Source organism: Streptomyces sodiiphilus (assembly GCF_039529215.1).
GTDB lineage: Bacteria > Actinomycetota > Actinomycetes > Streptomycetales > Streptomycetaceae > Streptomyces > Streptomyces sodiiphilus.
In genome coordinates this window covers 359,928-377,807 of the sequence record NZ_BAAAMJ010000010.1, presented here as the reverse complement: position 1 = coordinate 377,807, position 17,880 = coordinate 359,928, and the positions used below count along the sequence as shown (strand labels likewise).

At 71.7% G+C, this 17,880-nt stretch carries 18 protein-coding genes; 11 read left to right on the top strand and 7 right to left on the bottom strand.

The genetic code is table 11. The features are described from left to right. The first annotated feature begins 57 nt into the window (after positions 1-57). From ABD299_RS06875 to ABD299_RS06855, 5 genes are all read left to right on the top strand, one after another. Positions 58-1,506, top strand: a complete 1,449-nt coding sequence (locus ABD299_RS06875) for a class II fumarate hydratase (protein WP_344259612.1) — start codon at positions 58-60, stop codon at positions 1,504-1,506. A 9-nt stretch (positions 1,507-1,515) separates the two neighbouring features. Further along, complete coding sequence (gene fomD, locus ABD299_RS06870) at positions 1,516-2,247, top strand: cytidylyl-2-hydroxypropylphosphonate hydrolase (RefSeq protein ID WP_344259611.1); 732 nt, start codon at positions 1,516-1,518, stop codon at positions 2,245-2,247. A 118-nt stretch (positions 2,248-2,365) separates the two neighbouring features. Beyond that, positions 2,366-4,288 carry an ATP-binding SpoIIE family protein phosphatase gene (locus tag ABD299_RS06865; protein ID WP_344259610.1) on the top strand — a complete coding sequence of 641 codons (1,923 nt, stop codon included), beginning with the start codon at positions 2,366-2,368 and terminating at the stop codon, positions 4,286-4,288. 171 nt (positions 4,289-4,459) lie between these two features. Further along, positions 4,460-5,119 (top strand): DUF1707 SHOCT-like domain-containing protein, encoded by a 660-nt coding sequence (locus ABD299_RS06860; protein WP_344259609.1) that lies wholly within the window; start codon positions 4,460-4,462, stop codon positions 5,117-5,119. A gap of 188 nt (positions 5,120-5,307) precedes the next feature. After that, positions 5,308-5,667, top strand: a complete 360-nt coding sequence (locus ABD299_RS06855) for a WhiB family transcriptional regulator (protein ID WP_344259608.1) — start codon at positions 5,308-5,310, stop codon at positions 5,665-5,667. A gap of 76 nt (positions 5,668-5,743) precedes the next feature. On the opposite strand, the gene glpX is transcribed toward ABD299_RS06855, so the two are convergent. Beyond that, positions 5,744-6,775: a class II fructose-bisphosphatase gene (gene glpX, locus ABD299_RS06850; RefSeq protein ID WP_344259607.1), complete on the bottom strand. Its 1,032-nt coding sequence runs from the start codon at positions 6,773-6,775 to the stop codon at positions 5,744-5,746. Between the two features lie 240 nt (positions 6,776-7,015). Here glpX and ABD299_RS06845 point away from each other — a divergent pair, with 240 nt between their 5' ends. After that, the gene (locus ABD299_RS06845; RefSeq protein WP_344259606.1) at positions 7,016-7,564 is read left to right on the top strand and encodes a DUF4245 domain-containing protein; all 549 of its coding nucleotides are present in this window, start codon (positions 7,016-7,018) and stop codon (positions 7,562-7,564) included. Between the two features lie 56 nt (positions 7,565-7,620). Here ABD299_RS06845 and ABD299_RS06840 read toward each other — a convergent pair whose 3' ends face one another. Genes ABD299_RS06840 through xseA form a run of 3 tightly spaced genes read right to left on the bottom strand, consistent with a single transcriptional unit; the run spans position 7,621 to position 9,772 of the window. Next, positions 7,621-8,214 (bottom strand): malonic semialdehyde reductase, encoded by a 594-nt coding sequence (locus tag ABD299_RS06840; RefSeq protein WP_344259605.1) that lies wholly within the window; start codon positions 8,212-8,214, stop codon positions 7,621-7,623. A 60-nt stretch (positions 8,215-8,274) separates the two neighbouring features. Continuing rightward, positions 8,275-8,547, bottom strand: a complete 273-nt coding sequence (locus tag ABD299_RS06835) for an exodeoxyribonuclease VII small subunit (protein WP_344259604.1) — start codon at positions 8,545-8,547, stop codon at positions 8,275-8,277. A 10-nt stretch (positions 8,548-8,557) separates the two neighbouring features. Further along, positions 8,558-9,772 carry an exodeoxyribonuclease VII large subunit gene (gene xseA / locus ABD299_RS06830; RefSeq protein ID WP_344259603.1) on the bottom strand — a complete coding sequence of 405 codons (1,215 nt, stop codon included), beginning with the start codon at positions 9,770-9,772 and terminating at the stop codon, positions 8,558-8,560. 116 nt (positions 9,773-9,888) lie between these two features. Here xseA and ABD299_RS06825 point away from each other — a divergent pair, with 116 nt between their 5' ends. Next, positions 9,889-10,878, top strand: a complete 990-nt coding sequence (locus tag ABD299_RS06825) for a 4-hydroxy-3-methylbut-2-enyl diphosphate reductase (protein ID WP_344259602.1) — start codon at positions 9,889-9,891, stop codon at positions 10,876-10,878. A gap of 52 nt (positions 10,879-10,930) precedes the next feature. Here ABD299_RS06825 and ABD299_RS06820 read toward each other — a convergent pair whose 3' ends face one another. Continuing rightward, complete coding sequence (locus ABD299_RS06820; RefSeq protein ID WP_344259601.1) at positions 10,931-11,398, bottom strand: DUF6542 domain-containing protein; 468 nt, start codon at positions 11,396-11,398, stop codon at positions 10,931-10,933. Between the two features lie 120 nt (positions 11,399-11,518). Here ABD299_RS06820 and ychF point away from each other — a divergent pair, with 120 nt between their 5' ends. Beyond that, entirely contained in the window at positions 11,519-12,607 is a 1,089-nt protein-coding gene (ychF, locus tag ABD299_RS06815) for a redox-regulated ATPase YchF (protein ID WP_344259600.1), read from the top strand. A 282-nt stretch (positions 12,608-12,889) separates the two neighbouring features. Here the strand turns inward: ychF and ABD299_RS06810 are convergent, their stop codons facing one another. Then, entirely contained in the window at positions 12,890-13,795 is a 906-nt protein-coding gene (locus ABD299_RS06810; protein WP_344259599.1) for a phosphotransferase family protein, read from the bottom strand. A 32-nt stretch (positions 13,796-13,827) separates the two neighbouring features. Next, a complete protein-coding gene (locus ABD299_RS06805; RefSeq protein WP_344259598.1) occupies positions 13,828-15,210 on the bottom strand; it encodes an NsdA family TPR-like regulatory protein in 1,383 nt (460 codons plus the stop codon). 350 nt (positions 15,211-15,560) lie between these two features. Between ABD299_RS06805 and ABD299_RS25110 the strand changes: the two genes are divergently transcribed. The 3 genes from ABD299_RS25110 (at position 15,561) to ABD299_RS06795 (ending at position 17,820) form a co-directional block, all read left to right on the top strand. Next, on the top strand, positions 15,561-16,313 hold the full coding sequence (locus ABD299_RS25110; RefSeq protein ID WP_425581267.1) for an ATP-binding protein: 753 nt from the start codon (positions 15,561-15,563) through the stop codon (positions 16,311-16,313). Continuing rightward, complete coding sequence (gene fxlM / locus ABD299_RS06800; RefSeq protein ID WP_344259597.1) at positions 16,310-17,530, top strand: methyltransferase, FxLD system; 1,221 nt, start codon at positions 16,310-16,312, stop codon at positions 17,528-17,530. Before ABD299_RS25110 ends, fxlM begins: the two co-directional genes overlap by 4 nt. An 80-nt stretch (positions 17,531-17,610) precedes the next feature. Next, the gene (locus ABD299_RS06795; RefSeq protein ID WP_344259596.1) at positions 17,611-17,820 is read left to right on the top strand and encodes an FxLD family lanthipeptide; all 210 of its coding nucleotides are present in this window, start codon (positions 17,611-17,613) and stop codon (positions 17,818-17,820) included. Positions 17,821-17,880: the final 60 nt, after the last annotated feature.

Here is a 17,880-nt window from a genome sequence, read left to right as displayed (position 1 = left end):
CGGGCGGGCGTGTTCCTTCCCCGGGCGGGACTGCCCGGGGAAGGTAGATTCGTCCCCATGAGCGGCACGAGCGAGCACCGGATCGAACACGACTCGATGGGCGCGGTGCGGGTGCCCGCCGATGCCAAGTGGAGGGCGCAGACCCAGCGCGCCGTGGAGAACTTCCCGGTCTCCGGGCAGCGGCTGGAGCGCGACCACATCGCCGCGCTCGCCCGGATCAAGGCGGCGGCGGCCACCGTCAACGCCCGGCTGGGCGTCCTGGACCGGGAGCGGGCCGCCGCCATCGCGGCCGCCGCCGGCGAGGTCGCGGAGGGACACTGGGACGACCAGTTCCCGGTGGACGTCTTCCAGACCGGCTCGGGCACCTCGTCCAACATGAACATGAACGAGGTGGTGGCGACGCTGGCCGCCGAGCGGCTGGGCACCGATGTCCACCCCAACGATCACGTCAACGCCAGTCAGTCCTCCAACGACGTCTTCCCCTCCTCGATCCACATCGCGGCCACCGACGCCGTCACCCACCGGCTCGTACCCGCACTGGTCCGTCTCGCGGAGGCGCTGGAGCGCAAGAGCGAGGAGTTCGCCGAGGTGGTGAAGGCGGGGCGCACGCACCTGATGGACGCGACCCCCGTCACCCTCGGCCAGGAGTTCGGGGGCTACGCCGCGCAGGTGCGGCTGGGCGTGGAGCGGCTGCGGGCCGTGCTGCCCCGGCTCGCCGAACTGCCGCTGGGCGCCACCGCCGTGGGCACCGGCATCAACACCCCGCCCGGCTTCCCGGCCGAGGTGATCTCCGAGCTGGCCCGGGCCACCGGACTGCCGCTGACCGAGGCCCGCGACCATTTCGAGGCCCAGGGCGCCAGGGACGCCCTGGTCGAGACCTCCGGCCAGCTGCGGACCGTCGCCGTCTCCCTGACCAAGATCTGCAACGACCTGCGGTGGATGGCCTCGGGGCCGCGCACCGGCCTCGCCGAGATCACCCTGCCCGACCTGCAGCCCGGTTCGTCGATCATGCCCGGCAAGGTGAACCCGGTGATCCCCGAGGTGGTGCTGATGGTCGGCGCGCAGGTCACCGGGAACGACGCCGCGGTCGCCGCGGCGGGTGCCTCCGGGAGCTTCGAGCTCAACGTGATGCTGCCGCTGATGGGCAAGAACCTGCTGGAGTCGGTGCGGCTGCTCACCAACGCCTCCCGGCTGCTGGCGGACCGGACTGTGGACGGCATCACCGCGGACACCGGACGCTGCCGCGAGTACGCGGAGTCCTCGCCCGCCGTGGTGACCCCCCTCAACCGGTATCTCGGGTACGAGGAGGCGGCCCGGATCGCCAAGCGGGCGATGGAGGAGCGCACGACCATCCGACAGGCGGTGCTGGACGCCGGTCATGTGGAGAGCGGACGGCTCACCGAGGAGGAGCTGGACCGGGCGCTGGACGTGCTGCGCATGACCCGGCCCCTGAGCCGTCCGGGTGATCTGCCGGGACGTGCCCCCAAGGGTCCTGGGTGCGCCTAAACTTCGCATATGCCGACGAACTCCGAGAAGGGTGCCGCGGCCCGGGCGCCCGGACGCTGGCGGCCCGGGGAACACATTCTGTGGCGGTACCGGGCGAACGGCACCGGTGAGGTGCACATCTGCCGTCCCGTCACCGTCGTCCGCGACAGCGACGACCTGCTGGCCGTGTGGATGGCGCCGGGCACCGAGTGCGTCCGGCCGGAGCTCGCGGACGGCACCCCGGTGCACGCCGAGCCGCTGGCGACCAGGTACACCAAGCCGCGCACCACGGTGGTGAGCCGCTGGAGCGGGGCCGGGGTGCTGAAGCTCGCCCGTCCCGGCGAGCCGTGGTCGGTGTGGCTGTTCTGGGAGCCGGGCTGGCGCTTCCGGAACTGGTACGTCAACCTCGAGGAGCCCCGGGTGCGCTGGCCGGGCGGTGTGGACTCCGAGGACCACTTCCTCGATCTGTCCGTCTATCCGGACCGCAGCCGCCGGTGGCACGACGAGGACGAGTTCGACCAGGCGCGGCGGGCCGGGCTGCTCGGTGACGACCAGGCCCGGCGCATCCGGGAAGCGGGGGAGGAGGCCGCCCGGCTGGTGGATGCCTGGGGCCGTCCGTTCTCCGAGGACTGGCCGTCCTGGCGGCCCGATCCCGGCTGGGCGGTCCCCCGGCTGCCGGCCGACTGGCACCGTCCCGTCCGCGCGCGGCACGCGGTGCCGGGCGCCGGGGCGCGGGCGCCGCGGCGCCCGGGAACGGGCTGATGGGGCCCGGTAAGCCGTGGAGGGGTGCCCCGGCGCGGGTGCCAACCGTAGGATCGTGCTCCACGACCATCGCATCACGGCGCAACCCGCCGACACCGCATGCCAGTTCCCCGCTCGGATGGACGGACATCCCCTCGTGACGGACCCGACCCCACCACCACCCGTGGCTCGTACGGCGGACGCCACCGCGCACACCGACGGCTCGGCGATTCCGCATGCCCGCCCCGAGCAGGGCCCCGCGGCACACGAACCGGTCCGGCCCGGTGGCCCGCCTGAGAGAAGCGCCCGGCACAGACCTTCCGGGGCGGAATTCGGCTCGCTCGAGGGCGAACGGCTGCGCTTCGTGGGCTCGGCGACCCGGCGCATCGCCCGCGGCATCGACCTGGACGAGACCGTCCTGGGTCTGTGCCGGGCCAGCGTGCCCACCTTCTCCGACGCGATCCTGGTCTACCTGAGCGAGCCCCTGCTGATCGGCGACGAGCAGCCGGTGAGTCCGCAGGTTCTCAAGCTCCGCCGCACCGACCGCATCCCGGTCGCGCTGGTGCCCGGCGGCGAGGGGACCGGTGGCGCACGGCCCCGGTCCTTCCCGCTGCCGGCCGGGTCGGCCCCGCTGGGCTCCTGCACGGTGCGCGGCAACGGCCCGCTGGCGGAGGTGCTGCGGGGCGTGCGGCCCGTCTTCACCGATTCGGGTGTGCCGCGCGCCGCGCTGCGCGAACTGTCCGGGAGCGAGCTGCTGCCGGAGAGCCGCCGGGCGGTGCTGGCGCCGCTGCGCGGGCGGCGTCGGGTGATAGGGGCGGCCGTCTTCCTGCGCAGGCCGGAGCGTGAGCCGTTCGGCGAGGAGGACCTCCAGGTGGCCGCGCAGCTGGCCACCCACTCGGCACTGGGCGTGGACAAGGCGATCCTGTACGACCGCGAGGCGTCGATCGCCGACGAACTGCAGCGCACCATGCTGCCCGATGAGCTGCCGCAGCCCACCGGTGTGCGGCTGGCCAGCCGGTATCTGCCCGCGGCGCAGTCCGCCCGGGTCGGCGGGGACTGGTACGACGCGATCCCGCTGCCCGGCAGCCGGGTGGCCCTGGTGGTGGGCGACGTGATGGGCCACTCGACCACCTCCGCCGCGATCATGGGGCAGCTCCGGACGACCGTGCAGACCCTGGCCGGACTCGACCTTCCCCCGCAGGAGGTCCTGCACCACCTGGACGAGCAGGCCCAGCGGCTGGGCCAGGACCGCATGGCGACCTGCCTGTACGCGGTGTACGACCCGGTCGCCCACCGCATCACCGCGGCGAACGCCGGCCACCCGCCGCCCGTGCTGCTGTATCCGGACAGCAGCACGGACCTCGTGCAGCTGCCGCCGAACGCTCCGATCGGCGTCGGCGGCGTCGACTTCGAGACCGTGGAGTTCGACGCACCGGCCGGCGCCACGCTCGTGCTGTACACCGACGGCCTGGTGGAGTCCCGGACCCGGGACATCTGGGCCGGCGTGGAGCACCTGCGGGAGAAGCTGACCGAGACGGTCCGGCTGACCAGGCCCGATGCCGCGGCCCCGCTGGAGCCGCTGTGCGACGAGGTGCTGGACATCGTGGGCCCGGGGGACCGGGACGACGACATCGCCCTGCTCGCCGCGCGCTTCGAGGGCATCGCTCCCCAGGACGTGGCGGTCACCGAGCTCGAACCGCGCGCGGAGTCGGTGCGCGAGGCGCGCAGGCTGGTGCGCGCCATGCTGGCGGACTGGGACCTGGGGGAGATCGAGGAGTCGGTGGAGCTCCTGGTCAGCGAGGTGGTCACCAATGCCGTGCGGTATGCCGAGCGTCCGGTGACGCTGCGGCTGCTGCGCACCGATGTGGTGCGCTGCGAGGTCGGCGACGACGTGCCGCAGCTGCCCCGGATGAGGCAGGCCGGTCCTGCCGACGAGGGCGGACGCGGCCTGTACCTGGTGCAGCGGCTGGCACGCCGCTGGGGGGCGACCCGGCTGGGCACCGGCAAGCTCGTCTGGTTCGAGGTGGCGTGTCCGGCCCCGTCGGCGCCGGCGCAGTCCTGACCACCGTGGCGCGGGGCTCGCCGGCGCCGGCCCGCTCCGGCGCACAGAGGCGCGACGGGCCGACAGGAGCGCGCGGGGCCGGCTCCGTGGCGCGGGGGACGGCGTGCGGCGTGACGTCTGTCCGTTCCACACCCCTGTTCGCGATGTATCGCGATTGGGTAGGCTGGCCGCGTGAGTGCTGAGCGCGCGCCCTCCGTGGCGCTGGAGAAGTCCACCCCGCCCCGCCCGGCGCAGCCCGTCCGGGCCTCCGACGCGGACCGCGACCGGATCGCGGACCTCCTCGGGCAGGCGCTGGCCGAGGGCCGGCTCGACGCCGAGGAGCACGCGGAACGCGTCGACGCGGTCTACCGGGCGAAGACCCTCGCGGAGCTCGACCGCCTGATCCGGGATCTTCCGGCGGGCCAGGGCGCGGTACCCAGGCCCGGGCCGGGGCCCGCGGCCGGCCCGGCGGCAGGCCCCGGGGCGCGGTCGCAGAACGTGATCGCGGTACTCGGGGGTGCCACCCGGCGGGGGCGCCGCCGGGTCGGCGGTGCGATCAATGTGGTGGCGTTCTGCGGCGGGGTGGACCTCGACCTCACCGAGGCGGTCTTCGAGCAGCCGCAGGTCGTCGTCACCGTGCTGGCGCTGTGCGGCGGAGTGGACATCACCGTGCCGGAGAACGTGGCGCTGCGCGGTGCGGGCAGCGGAATTCTCGGCGGATTCGACGTGGGGGAGACCGAGGCCACGGACCCGGACGCCCCCGTGGTGATCGTCAGAGGGGTGGCTGTCTGCGGCGGGGTGGACGCAAGGCCGGTCCCCGGCAAACGGGTGAAGAACCTGCGCGAGGGCTGACGCTCCGGGGGGCGAGGCGCGAGTGGGCCAACACCGTGTGCATAAGCGTGCGTACAGCGGGTAGGCCTCCGTGGACCATCACTCGTATGGCCGCAGGTGGGATGATGAGCATCGCGGTGCAGAGCGAGACGGGTGAGGGTCCTACAGCCGAGCAGAGCGACACCGTAGCCGTCGTCAGGAGTTTGACCGTGCTGCAACCGCCACAGGAGCCTCAGTGGTCCACAGCCGTCCCCGTACAGCGCTCACCGCAGGATCTCGCGGGTCCCTGGCACGCGGAGGCCGCGTGCCGACGGGATGAGGCCGGGTTGTTCTTCGCTCCCTCCCAGGAGCCCACCGCCTCCCGCCTTTCCCGGGAGCAAGCCGCGAAGTCGGTGTGCTCGCGGTGCCCGGTGCTCGTGGAGTGCCGGGAGCACGCCCTCCTCCAACCGGAGCCCTACGGGGTCTGGGGCGGGCTCACGGCCGCGGAGCGCCGGGTGGTGCTCAGCCGCCGGCGCCGCCGGGAGGCCGCCGAGGCCACCGCCCAGCGGGACGTGACCCGGATCGCCTGAGCCGGGCGCTCCCGGTCCTGTCCCGTGGGAACCACCGGTGCGGCGGCTGCCCGCCCCACCGGTGGCCGCGCGGAGGTCACGTGCCGCGGTCGAAGTCCACCGCGCTGTAGGCCCGGAGCTTGGCCAGCCGGTGCTGGGAGTCGATCCGCCGGATGGTGCCCGAACGCGAACGCATCACCAGCGACTGCGTGGTAGCGGTGTCGCCGCGGTAGCGGACACCCCGCAGCAGGTCGCCGTCGGTGATGCCGGTTGCGACGAAGAAGACGTTCTCGCCCCGGACCAGGTCGTCGGTGTGCAGCACCCGGTCGAGGTCGTGCCCGGCATCGAGCGCGGCGCGCCGCTCGGCCTCGTCCTTGGGCCACAGCTTGCCCTGGATGGTGCCGCCCAGGCACTTGATGGCGCACGCCGCGATGATGCCTTCGGGGGTGCCGCCGATGCCCAGCAGCAGGTCGACCCCGGCCTCCTCGCGCGCGCTCATGATGGCCCCGGCCACGTCGCCGTCCTGGATGAACTTGATGCGCGCGCCGCTCTCGCGGACCTCCCGCACGAGGTCCTCGTGGCGCGGGCGGTCCAGGATGACCACCGTCACGTCCTCCGGGGTGCCGCCCTTGGCCTTGGCTACGCGGCGCACGTTCACCGCGGGGGGCGCGTCGATGTCCACGAACTCGGCCGCTTCCGGCCCGGTGGCCAGCTTGTTCATGTAGAACACGGCGCTCGGGTCGAACATCGAGCCGCGCTCGGCGACGGCGAGCACGGAGACGGCGTTGGACATGCCCTTGGCGGTGAGGGTGGTGCCCTCCACCGGGTCCACCGCCACGTCGCACTCGGCGCCCGAGCCGTCCCCGACCCGTTCGCCGTTGTAGAGCATCGGCGCCTCGTCCTTCTCGCCCTCGCCGATGACGACCACGCCGTTCATCGAGACAGTGGAGACAAGAGTGCGCATCGCCCGGACCGCGGCGCCGTCGGCGCCGTTCTTGTCGCCGCGGCCGACCCACCGTCCGGAGGCCATCGCGCCGGCTTCGGTGACCCGGACGAGCTCCAGGGCGAGGTTCCGGTCGGGTGCTTCGGGGCTGACCTCGAGTGCGGGCGGAAGATGGTTGTCGGTCATCGGTTCGCACCTTTCTGCACGGCGGGGCCGTGGAATGAGGGTGCTCACGACTCTATCGGGCGTTGATACAAGTGAGCATGTCGGCCTACGGATGAGCGCCCCGATTCGTTCCGCCACGTCCGGAAGGGCCGGTGGTGGTGCGGATGTTCCGCCGGAGGCGGGGGTGGCTGCGGGGCCCGCCCGCGGATGCGGGACCATGGGTGCGTGGCACGTGAGAGCGATGCGGCGGGAAGTGCGCCGGTGACGAGGTCCAAGCAGGCCGCCAAGAGCGTCCGGGACATGCTGCTGTCCATGGCGGTGGTCTGCGCGGGCGCCTTCTTCATCTTCCTCTTCCTCCCCAACGATCCCGATCAGGACCCGGTGCGGCCCGTCCAGTACGAGGTCGAGGCGGTCACGGCGTCGCGGGCGGCGCCCTACGAACTGCTCGCGCCCGAGGGGCTGTCCGAGGAGTGGCGGGCCACCTCGGTGCGCTACCGCCACCAGGGGGAGCACGGCGCCACCTGGCGGGTCGGCTTCATGGACCCGGACAACGAGTACGCCTCGGTCCACCAGGCCGACGGTCCCGCCGACGCGTTCGTCGCGGCCGTGACCCACGAGGCCGAGGCCACCGGGGAGACCGTGCGGATCGCGGGCGAGGAGTGGGCCTACCACGAGGGGCCCAAGTACGACGCCCTGGTGCTCCGGTCCCCGGACGTGACCACGGTGGTCACGGGGACCGCTCCCTTCGAGAGGCTGGAGCACCTGGCCGCCGCGCTGGCTCCGCGCCCCGGGGCCGTCCCGGCGGACTGACGGCACTCCGCCCGCCCGCCCGCGGCCCCCGGGCCGCCGCGCCTTCCCGCAGGCGCTCAGAGGGTGACGGCCGCTTCCTCGAAGGACAGCCGCGGGCCGCGCGGGCGGTAGGCGTCCGGGCCGGGCTTGCCCGCGTTGACCACCAGCAGCACCCTCTGGCTGCCGTCGCCGAAGAACTCCTTGTTGATCCCCTCGGCGTCGAACCCGGTCATGGGGCCGGCGGCCAGCCCGGCGGCCCGCAGGCCCAGCAGGAAGTAGCCCGCCTGGAGCGTGGCGTTCATGCCGCCCGAGCGCTCCCGGGCCGCCGGCTCGGCGAACGCGCCGTCCTTGAGTCCGGGCACCGCGGGGAAGAGCGTGGGCAGCTTCCGGTGGAACTCCAGGTCCACCGAGAGGATGACCGTCATCGGCGCGGTGGCCGTCTTGGCCTGGTTGCCCGGCGACATGTGCGGGAGCAGCCGCTGCCTGGCCTCGGGGGACCGCAGCAGCGTCAGCCGCAGGGGCGACTGGTTGAACGCGGTCGGGGCCAGCTTGATCAGGTCGTAGACCGCGCGGATGGCGTCCTCGCCCACCGGCTCGCCGGTGAACGTCTTCGGGGTGTGGGCCTCGCGGAAGAGCAGGTCCAGGGCGGCGTCGTCGAGGGCGAAGGGCATGAGGACCTCTCGTATGGTTGAACGTTCTACGACAAGCCTAGGTGCCCCTCCGGCCGCACATCAACCGGCTGCCGCCGGTCCCTCCCCGTCCGCCTCCGAGGCGGCCCCGGCACGGACCGCCTCCGCGTCCTCCCCGGCCAGCGCCGCGTCCAGCCGCTCCCGGGCCCCCTGCAGCCAGCGCTCGCAGATCCGCGCCAGCTCCTCGCCGCGCTCCCACAGCGCCAGCGACTCCTCCAGCGTGATCCCGCCGTTCTCCAGCCGCCGGACCACATCGATCAGCTCGTCGCGCGCCTGCTCGTAGCTCAGCGCCGCATCGGTGTCGGTTTCGGTCATGCGGGCCACCCTACGCACGCTCGGTGACAGTCACCCGGAATCCGCCCTCCGCGACCCGGGCGTCCAGCTCCTCGCCCGGCGCCACCTCGTCCGCCGACCGCACCGCCCGGCCGTCGGCCCGCTGCAGCACCGCGTACCCGCGGCGCAGCGTCTGCGCCGGGGACAGCGCGACCACCCGGGCCCGGGTGTGCACCAGATCGGCCTCGGCCCGCTCCAGCAGATGCCCCAGCACCCGGCGGCAGCGCCCCGTCAGCGCCGCCAGCTCCTCCGAGCGCCGCTCCACCATCCCGTACGGGTCCGCCAGCACCGGACGGCTCCGCGCGGCCGCCAGGCCCCGCTCCTCGCGGTCCATGAACGACTCCAGCACCCAGCGGGCCCGCTCCCGCAGCTGACCCACCCGGGCCAGCTCCTCCCCGACATCCGGCACCGTCCGCTTCGCCGCGTCCGTCGGCGTGGACGCCCGCACATCGGCCACCAGATCCAGCAGCGGCGCGTCCGGCTCGTGCCCGATCGCCGAGACCACCGGCGTGGTGCACGCCGCCACCGTCCGCACCAGCTCCTCGTCGGAGAACGGCAGCAGATCCTCCACGCTGCCCCCGCCGCGCGCCACGATGATGACGTCCACCGCCGGATCCGCGTCCAGCTCCCGCACCGCCGCGATCACCTGCGGAACCGCGTGCACCCCCTGCACCGCCACGTTGCGCACCGCGAAGCGCACCGCCGGCCAGCGCAGCCGGGCGTTCTCCAGCACGTCCCGCTCGGCGGCCGACGCCCGGCCCGTCACCAGGCCCACGCACTGCGGCAGGAACGGCAGCCGACGCTTGCGCTCCGGAGCGAACAGGCCCTCGGCGGCCAGCGACCGCTTCAGCTGCTCCAGCCGCGCCAGCAGCTCACCCACCCCCACCGCCCGGATCTCCGCGGCGCGCAGCGACAGCTGGCCGCGCGGCGCGTACCACTCCGGCTTGCCGTGCACCACCACCCGCGCGCCCTCGCCCACCACGTCGGCCACCCGGTCGAAGACCGCCCGGAAGCAGGTGACCGTCAGCGAGATGTCCCGCGAGGGGTCCCGGAGCGTCAGGAACACCACGCCGGCCCCCGGACGCCGCGAGAGCTGGGTGATCTGCCCCTCCACCCAGACCGCGCCGAGCCGGTCGATCCACCCCCCGATGAGCCGGGACACCTCTCCGACGGGAATCGGAGCCTCCGGAGACGTCTGCGCAGCCATGGGGGCAACGCTAACGCCGCCCGCCGACACCCGTCCTCGCGCCCGCGCACCGGACGCCGGGTGCGCCCCGCCCGCGGCCCGGCACCTGTCCGGCCGGGCGCCGGTACGCCCGTACGATGGACGCCATGAGTGCTTCGAACGCCCGCCGGGTCCTGCTCGCCGCCCCCCGGGGCTACTGCGCCGGGGTGGACCGGGCCGTGATCGCCGTGGAACAGGCCCTGGAGCAGTACGGGGCCCCGATCTATGTGCGGCACGAGATCGTGCACAACAAGTACGTCGTGCAGAGCCTGGAGAAGAAGGGCGCCATCTTCGTCGAGGAGACCGAAGAGGTCCCCGAGGGCGAGATCGTCATCTTCTCCGCGCACGGGGTCGCCCCCGTGGTGCACGAGGAGGCCGAGCGCGGCAAGCTCGCCACCATCGACGCGACCTGCCCGCTGGTCACCAAGGTCCACAAGGAGGCCGTCCGGTTCGCCAAGGACGACTACGACATCCTCCTGATCGGCCACGAGGGCCACGAAGAGGTGATCGGCACCAGCGGCGAGGCCCCCGACCACATCCAGCTGGTGGACGGCCCGGAGGGCGTGGACGGCGTCGAGGTGCGCGACCCGGAGAAGGTCGTCTGGCTCTCCCAGACCACGCTGTCGGTGGACGAGACGATGGAGACCGTCGAGGCGCTCCAGCAGCGCTTCCCCAAGCTCATCAGCCCGCCCAGCGACGACATCTGCTACGCCACGCAGAACCGGCAGACCGCCATCAAGCAGATCGCGGCGGAGTCCGACCTGGTGCTCGTCGTCGGCTCGAAGAACTCCTCCAACTCCGCCAGGATGGTCGAGGTCGCCCTGGGCGCGGGAGCGAAGGCCGGATACCTGGTCGACAACGCCTCGGAGATCGACGAGTCCTGGCTGGAGGGTGTGAGCACCATCGGCCTGTCCTCCGGGGCCTCGGTGCCGGACATCCTGGTCGAGGGCGTCCTGGAATGGCTGGCCGAGCGCGGCTGGTCCGACGTGGAGGTGGTCCGCCCGATGGAGGAGCACATCCAGTTCTCCCTCCCCAAGGAGCTGCGGCGCGACCTGCGCGCCGAGGCCGCCGAGAAGGTCCGCGCCTGACATCCGCGACGAGCGCCCCGTCCGCCGCGCGGCACCTCCGGCGGGCGGGGCGTCAGCGCACCGGGCTGCCTGCCCGCTGCCGTCGGCGGGCCCGCAGCGCCGCCCTGACCAGCACGGCCGCAGCGGCGGCGAGGGTCCCGGCGTAGAGCCAGGGGGCGCGCAGAGCCAGCTCGGCCGGGAACCGGGACGGCCCGGTCTCCACGGCCAGGCCCAGGGCGAAGGCCAGGGGCGCGGCGACCGGGGCGCAGAGCAGGTCGGCGGGCCGGACCCACACGGCCGCGGCGACGGCCGCGAGGAGAAAGAGCGCACCGGCCAGGACCGGCCCGGTGTCCGCCCAGCGGCCGGCGAGCCCCGCGGTCACCATCACGGCGCAGGCGAGCACCCCGCAGCCCAGGCCGGTCAGCCGGGCGCGCGGCAGCGGGCGCCGGGCAGGCCGGGAGGAGCGGCGGGGGAGGCAGCCGGAGGGCGGCGCGGCGGGCGCCGGACGGGTCCGGGGAGCCGGTTGCGTACGGTGGGGCACAAGGTCCAACGATGCCGCGATCATGGTCGCGGCGGGCGAGGGACACGCCAGGTGTCCCCGGACGCTTAGACTGGACCGCTGACCGCCACCACCGCCCCTCACGTCCCCGGGAAGTCCTACGTGTCGCTCACGATCGGAATCGTCGGCCTGCCGAATGTCGGCAAGTCGACGCTCTTCAACGCCCTGACCAAGAACGACGTGCTGGCGGCCAACTATCCGTTCGCCACCATCGAGCCCAACATCGGCGTGGTCGGGGTGCCCGACCCGCGTCTGGACAGGCTCGCCGAGATCTTCGGCTCGCAGCGGGTGCTCCCTGCCACGGTGGACTTCGTGGACATCGCCGGCATCGTGCGGGGCGCCAGCGAGGGCGAGGGGCTGGGCAACAAGTTCCTGGCGAACATCCGCGAGTCCGACGCGATCTGCCAGGTCATCCGGGCCTTCCAGGACGAGAACGTCGTGCACGTCGACGGCCGGATCTCGCCCAAGAGCGACATCGAGACGATCGACACCGAGCTGATCCTCGCCGATCTCCAGACCATCGAGAAGGTGCTGCCCCGGCTCCAGAAGGAGGCCCGGGTCAAGAAGGACAAGCAGCCGGTGGTCAAGGCGGTCGAGGAGGCCAAGGCCATCCTGGAGGACGGCCGTACCCTGTTCTCCGCCGGGATCGCTCAGGGCAGCGAGCGTGCCGAGCCGCTGTACGAGCTGCACCTGCTGACCGTCAAGCCCTTCCTGTACGTCTTCAACGTGGACGAGGACGAGCTGGCCGACGAGGCGTTCAAGGAGGAGCAGCGCGCGCTGGTCGCCCCGGCCGAGGCGGTCTTCCTCAACGCCAAGCTGGAGTCCGACCTCGGCGAGCTGGACGACGAGGAGGCCCTGGAGCTGCTGCAGTCCGTCGGCCAGGAAGAGCCGGGCCTGGCGACCCTCGCCCGCGCGGGCTTCGAGACCCTGGGCCTGCAGACCTACCTCACGGCCGGCCCCAAGGAGGCCCGGGCCTGGACGATCCCGAAGGGCGCCACCGCCCCCGAGGCGGCCGGTGTGATCCACACCGACTTCCAGAAGGGATTCATCAAGGCGGAGGTCATCTCCTTCGACGACCTGGTCGACGCGGGCTCCGTCGCCGAGGCCCGCGCCCGGGGCAAGGCCCGCATGGAGGGCAAGGACTACGTCATGCAGGACGGCGACGTCGTCGAGTTCCGCTTCAACGTGTAGGCCCCGCCATACTGCGGATTGGACGATTTAGCGACTCGCAGGTCAAACGGGGTCGGCCCATATGGGGGCCGACCCCGTTCGCGTGCCCGCGGCCGGATCCCGGCTGGATGGGCTGACGGCTCGTCACCTGTCGCCATCCGTGGCTATCGGTACGCCGGCTGGATTACGGGTGGATCGCGCTGAACGATGGCGCTGGACGGGAAGTCATTGCGAGGGGGCGCGAACGTGTGCCGACCCGGGGTCCGTGGCCGGCGCCATGCCTGTCCCGGACGGCGTCGTGCTTCACAGGATGTTCCACCGAAGATCGGTGTTCTCTTCGATCAGGCCCTCGATGCGGCGTATGACCTCGGCACGGCTTTCCGGCGCGTGTGAGATCTTCCGGGCGTTTGTGGTGATCATGCGGAGCTCGCGCAGGTCGCGGAGCGTCGGGTATCCCTCCCATGTCGTGACGTCGTGCCCGTAGGACTTGGCGAAGTCGCGGTAGTGCTCGGTTCCGTAGCCGAAGCGCCTGCAGTGGATCTCGATGGTGACGAGGTCCCATTCCCGGTGTCCCCAGGCGACCGTGTCCCAGTCGCACAGGACGGCGCTGTTGCCGTGGTGCAGGGCATTGCGGTGCTGCGGGTCCCCTTGGATGGCGGTCTTGGGATGCAGGAACTGCACGCCGGGCAGCTCTTCCGCGTGCTTGTCCACTCGTGCGGACAGTGCGTCGATGAGCGGGGTGGGCACGTCGGTGATGCGGGTGATCGAAGACCTGATGGCGGTGACGTTGTCCCGCTCGGGGAGCTCGACCGGCGGGGTGCCGAGGTTGTGGAGGGCGTACAGCGGAGCTGCGAGCTGTTCCGCCTGGACGGGGTGTGGCGGCTGGGGCAGGTGGGTCCAGAAGGTGACGGCGTGACCGTCCACGACCACGGGTTGCTCGGCCGCGATCGGGTGGAGGGGGGCCGTGGGGAAGTCCTGTTCCATCAGCCATCGCACGAAGCGCACCGTCCTGAGGGCATCGGTCTGTGGGCTGCCGCGTCGGGCAATCTTCACCACCACCGGTTCTCTGTCGAGGAGAACCACTGCGTTTGTGTGTCCACGCAAGACACGGGCGTCGGTGGCATCGAGGCCGGCGACGGCGCAGGCGCGCCGCAGGACTTCATCCATGTGTGCCGGCTGGAAGCCGCCGATGGTATTGACCGATGTCATGAGATCAGGCTGAGGGACGACAGGTTGTTCTGTCACATGTGGCTGCTGGGGAATTGGAGGAGTTCTCCCAGTTCTCTCGCCGCTGTGACCCGCCGGTTGGCACCTGGGAGCTGGTCGATCACATGCCGTGCGCGTGCGCTGAGAATGGGGGTGCGGTGCTCCTCGGGAACCTGGAGGTACGCCGCAGTCGCGAGTTGGCACGCTTCGGTGGCGCTGCGGTCGCGTGCCAGGCAGATCGCGGCCTCCAGGCGCAGCAGGGCCGGGTCGATGCCCGCGCGAGTGGGGTAGAGAGACAGGGCTTCTTCCTGGACCCGACGGGCTTCCGAGACGTGTCCTGACGCGGTGAACGTGCCGCTGAGGTAGAGCAGGAACCGTCGCAGCGGAAAGGCGAACGCGTCATCGTCGCTCTGTGGGGCTAGCTGGTCGAAGATGCCACGGGCGTCCCTGACTCTGGCGGCGGCCTCGCTCCGGTTGCCCTGCAGCGCGAGCGCGCGTGCCTCTGCGGCGACCGCGAAGGCGGCGGTGGGGGAGGGCTTGCCGCGCGTCATGATGCGGGCCTCCCGTGCCAGGGTGACGGCCGATTGCACAGGTCCGTAGTAGTAGCCGAGCATCGCCGCCTGAGCGCGCACACGGGCCCGCAGCTCGGCGTTGCCGCTCTCGTCGGAAGCGTGCCGGGCGGTGGCGTACCAGATGCGTGCGTCGTCGATTTCGCCGAGCTTCATCAGGGCGTCCGCGATCAGTGTGGACACCACGGCCGTGATCTCCGTGAGCCGCACCGTCACCGAGGCTGGCTGCCGGTCTTCCAACAGATCCTTGGCCTCCCGGAGGATGCGGAGCAGCTTGTTCATCATCTGGGCGGGCGGCGTGAAGACGTACTCGTGCCGGACCAGCAGGAGCTGCTCCTCCAGCAAGTCCATCTGGCCGGGGGCGACGGTGCCCGCGGCCAGGGCGCGGTCCACCGAGCGCCGAGCGGCGTCGATGTCTTGGAAGAGGGGGTCGCGTTTCATGGCGATCCCGGAGCTGGATGCATGCGTCCGAGCCGTGTGCCGCGCGGGCGGTTCGCCTTCGTCCGCCAAGTCGTCGGAGTGCCCGAGCCCGAGCTCGTAGGGCGTGGCGCCGTAGTAGCGGCACAGCAGCGCGACGGCTTCCGCCCGGGGAGCGCGTGCGCCGGTTTCCCACAGCCGCAGTTGGTCCTCGTCCGCCTTCGGGCCCTCCGGGCTCATCTGGAGGGCCAGGTCCCGGAGTTCTCCGCCGGCCTGGTTCAACGTGAGCCCCCGGGCGAGGCGGTTCGCACGGAGCTTGGACAGACCGCAGTGGTCACGGATCGCTTGCGCGGTCTCAACGACCGTCCACCCTTCCTCAGCCGCCCGCTCTCGTATGGTCCGTGCGCACGCGACACCATGTCGGCCCGTCATCCGACCCACGATCCGCCTCCCTCCGCAGTGGCTGTTCAGGTCAGTAAGCACCATCGTTCCCGGAGTATCCGACGCTTTCCGTCGGTTTTTCGGCCGGATGAGGGAACTCCCGTCTCCTTGGCGTCGGTTCCGACGCCCGCGCCGGTTGAGCTACGCCCTGCCGTTGCCGAAGCTACGTGCCACGTTGAGCCGCACATCCCAGTACGCGGCCACCGACGATCGGACACTTCGATGGCACCGCTGATTGATCGCACCGCAGTACTCACTGTGCCGCCACAGGCGGGCACGGTCGCCGGCCGGTGCTTTCGGGTTCCTGAAGTGAGCCGATCCCAGGCACGGGAGTACTGAAGATGACCTCCTTTCCGTGTATCCGCCGCTTCGCCATCACGATCCCGGCCGAGCTGCACCAAGTCTCAGCAGCCCGGCGCCTGATGGAGACCCACCTGAGCCGATGGGTCTGCCCGCTCCTCGACGACGCGTCCTTGGTGGCGCAGGAGCTGATCGCCAACGCGGTGCGGCACGGCTGCTCCGGCCCGGATGAGACCGTGGTGCTGAGCGTCGAGCAGACGAACAGCCGGCTGCTGATCGCAGTGGACGACCCGTCGCCGAAGCTCCCGCATGTGCGCCGCGCTGCCGATGACGACAGCAGCGGGCGGGGACTGCTCATGGTCCGGGCACTTGCCAGCTGCTGGGGCTACCGGGCAGCTGAGGACGGCCGGGGCAAACGGGTGTGGTGCATCCTGGCGCCGCCCGGTAGTCCGTCGTCTCTCACCTCTTCCCAGAGGGGGACCTTCCTGTGCGCGACCTCCGGCAGACCAGGGGCTGACTTCCCGATACAGCCACCGGACACGGTGCCCGTCCAAGGCGACTCGGCCACTTCCCCGGCTACGGCGACCACTTCTTGGCCGCGCTTGTCACCACCACGGCTCGTACACGGCACTACTCGTCCAAAGCTCCCCCGAGTTTCAGCGATCCCATTGCCCGCGGGCCCCTGGGCATCCGAGGAGAGCCTCCGGCCAACGAACGAGCGGAGAAGAGCCAACCCGGACATCATCACCGTCCCCCGATCGGCACCACACATCACAAGGAGTACGAGTCCATGAGCGAACTACGCGACGAAAACCGGGCGGAAGAACTGCGGAACAAGACCGTGGACCAGCTCGTCGCGGATGGCACGATCACCTCCGCGAGGGTGGAGGCCGCTCTGCGGAAGGTCCCCCGGCACATCGCCGTCCCCGAGGTCCCGGTCGAGAAGGCGTACAGCGTCTATGAACCCGTGGTCACCAAGCAGGACGAGCACGGCATCCACACGAGTTCGGTATCCGCTCCGCAGATCCAGGCCATGCAGCTGGAACAGGCTGACATCCAGCCCGGTGACCGCGTGCTGGAGATCGGAACGAACGGTCCGAACGCCGCCTACATCGCGGAACTGGCCGGGCCCACGGGGCAGATCACCACCGTTGACATCGACCCCGCCCCCGCCGACCGGGCCCAGCGGTTCCTGGACGCCACTGGCTACACCGGCGTGCGGGTTCTCGTCGGTGACGCCGAGCACGGTGTCCCCGATCGCGCCCCCTTCGACGCCATCCTGGTGACGGCCGGGGCATGGGACATTCCCCCCGCCTGGATCGCCCAGCTGAACGAAGGCGGTCGGCTCGTCGTCCCGCTGCGCATCAACAGCCTGACCCGCACGTACCGCTTCGTCCGCGAGGGTGATCACCTGGTCAGCACCGGCGCGCACGTGTGCGGGTTCGTCCCGATGCAGGGTGACGGTGCCCACCGGCAGGAGACGCTTCTGCTGCGCGGCAACGAGGAGATCGCGCTGCGCTTCGATGAGGCCCTGCCGGCCGATCCGTCGCTGTTGAACGGTGTGCTGATCCCCCCGCGCGCCGAGGTGTGGACCGGGGTCACCGTCGGGCGGGCCGAACTGATCGGCGGCCTTCAGCTGTACCTGGCGACGATGCTGCCGGGGTTCTGCACCATGGCTGTCGATCCAGACCTGGACACCGGCGTCGTCGAGCCCAACAACCCCCGGTTCTCGATGGCCGCGGTGGACGGACCGAACTTCGCCTACCTGCTGGTGCGCCGCACTCCCGACGACAAGAACGTCGAGTACGGCATCCACGCCTTCGGGCCGGACCGGGACAAGATCGCCGAGCAGATCCGCGACTTGTTGCGCACGTGGGCCAAGCAGTACCGGGGCGGCCCCGATCCGCGACTGACCGTCCACCCGGCCGGCACCCCCGATGACCGGATTCCCGGCGACCGGGTCATCGACAAGAAGCACAGCCGCATCTCGATCTCCTGGCCTACCGCATAAGAGACGGCCCAGGCCAGGCGTCACGCACCACCACGACCGACACCAAACGACACGCACCAAACGACAGGGAGAGCGATCCCATGACCAACACCGCACTGCTCGACCCGGCCACCGCGCTGGACGAGCCGCCGACCACCGACCTGCTCGACGACGAGTTCGCGCTGGACGTGCACATCGTCATCGCTGAGCACCCCACCGGCAAGTTCAGCTGCGCCACCAGCGACGGCTGCGGAAACACGTGCGCCAACGGCGCCAGCGCCTGCAATTCCTTCACGGACGACCCGGCCTGACGGCTGCCTGACCGCCGGGGGCGACAGCCATCGACAAGCCGTCGCCCCCGGCGACACCGT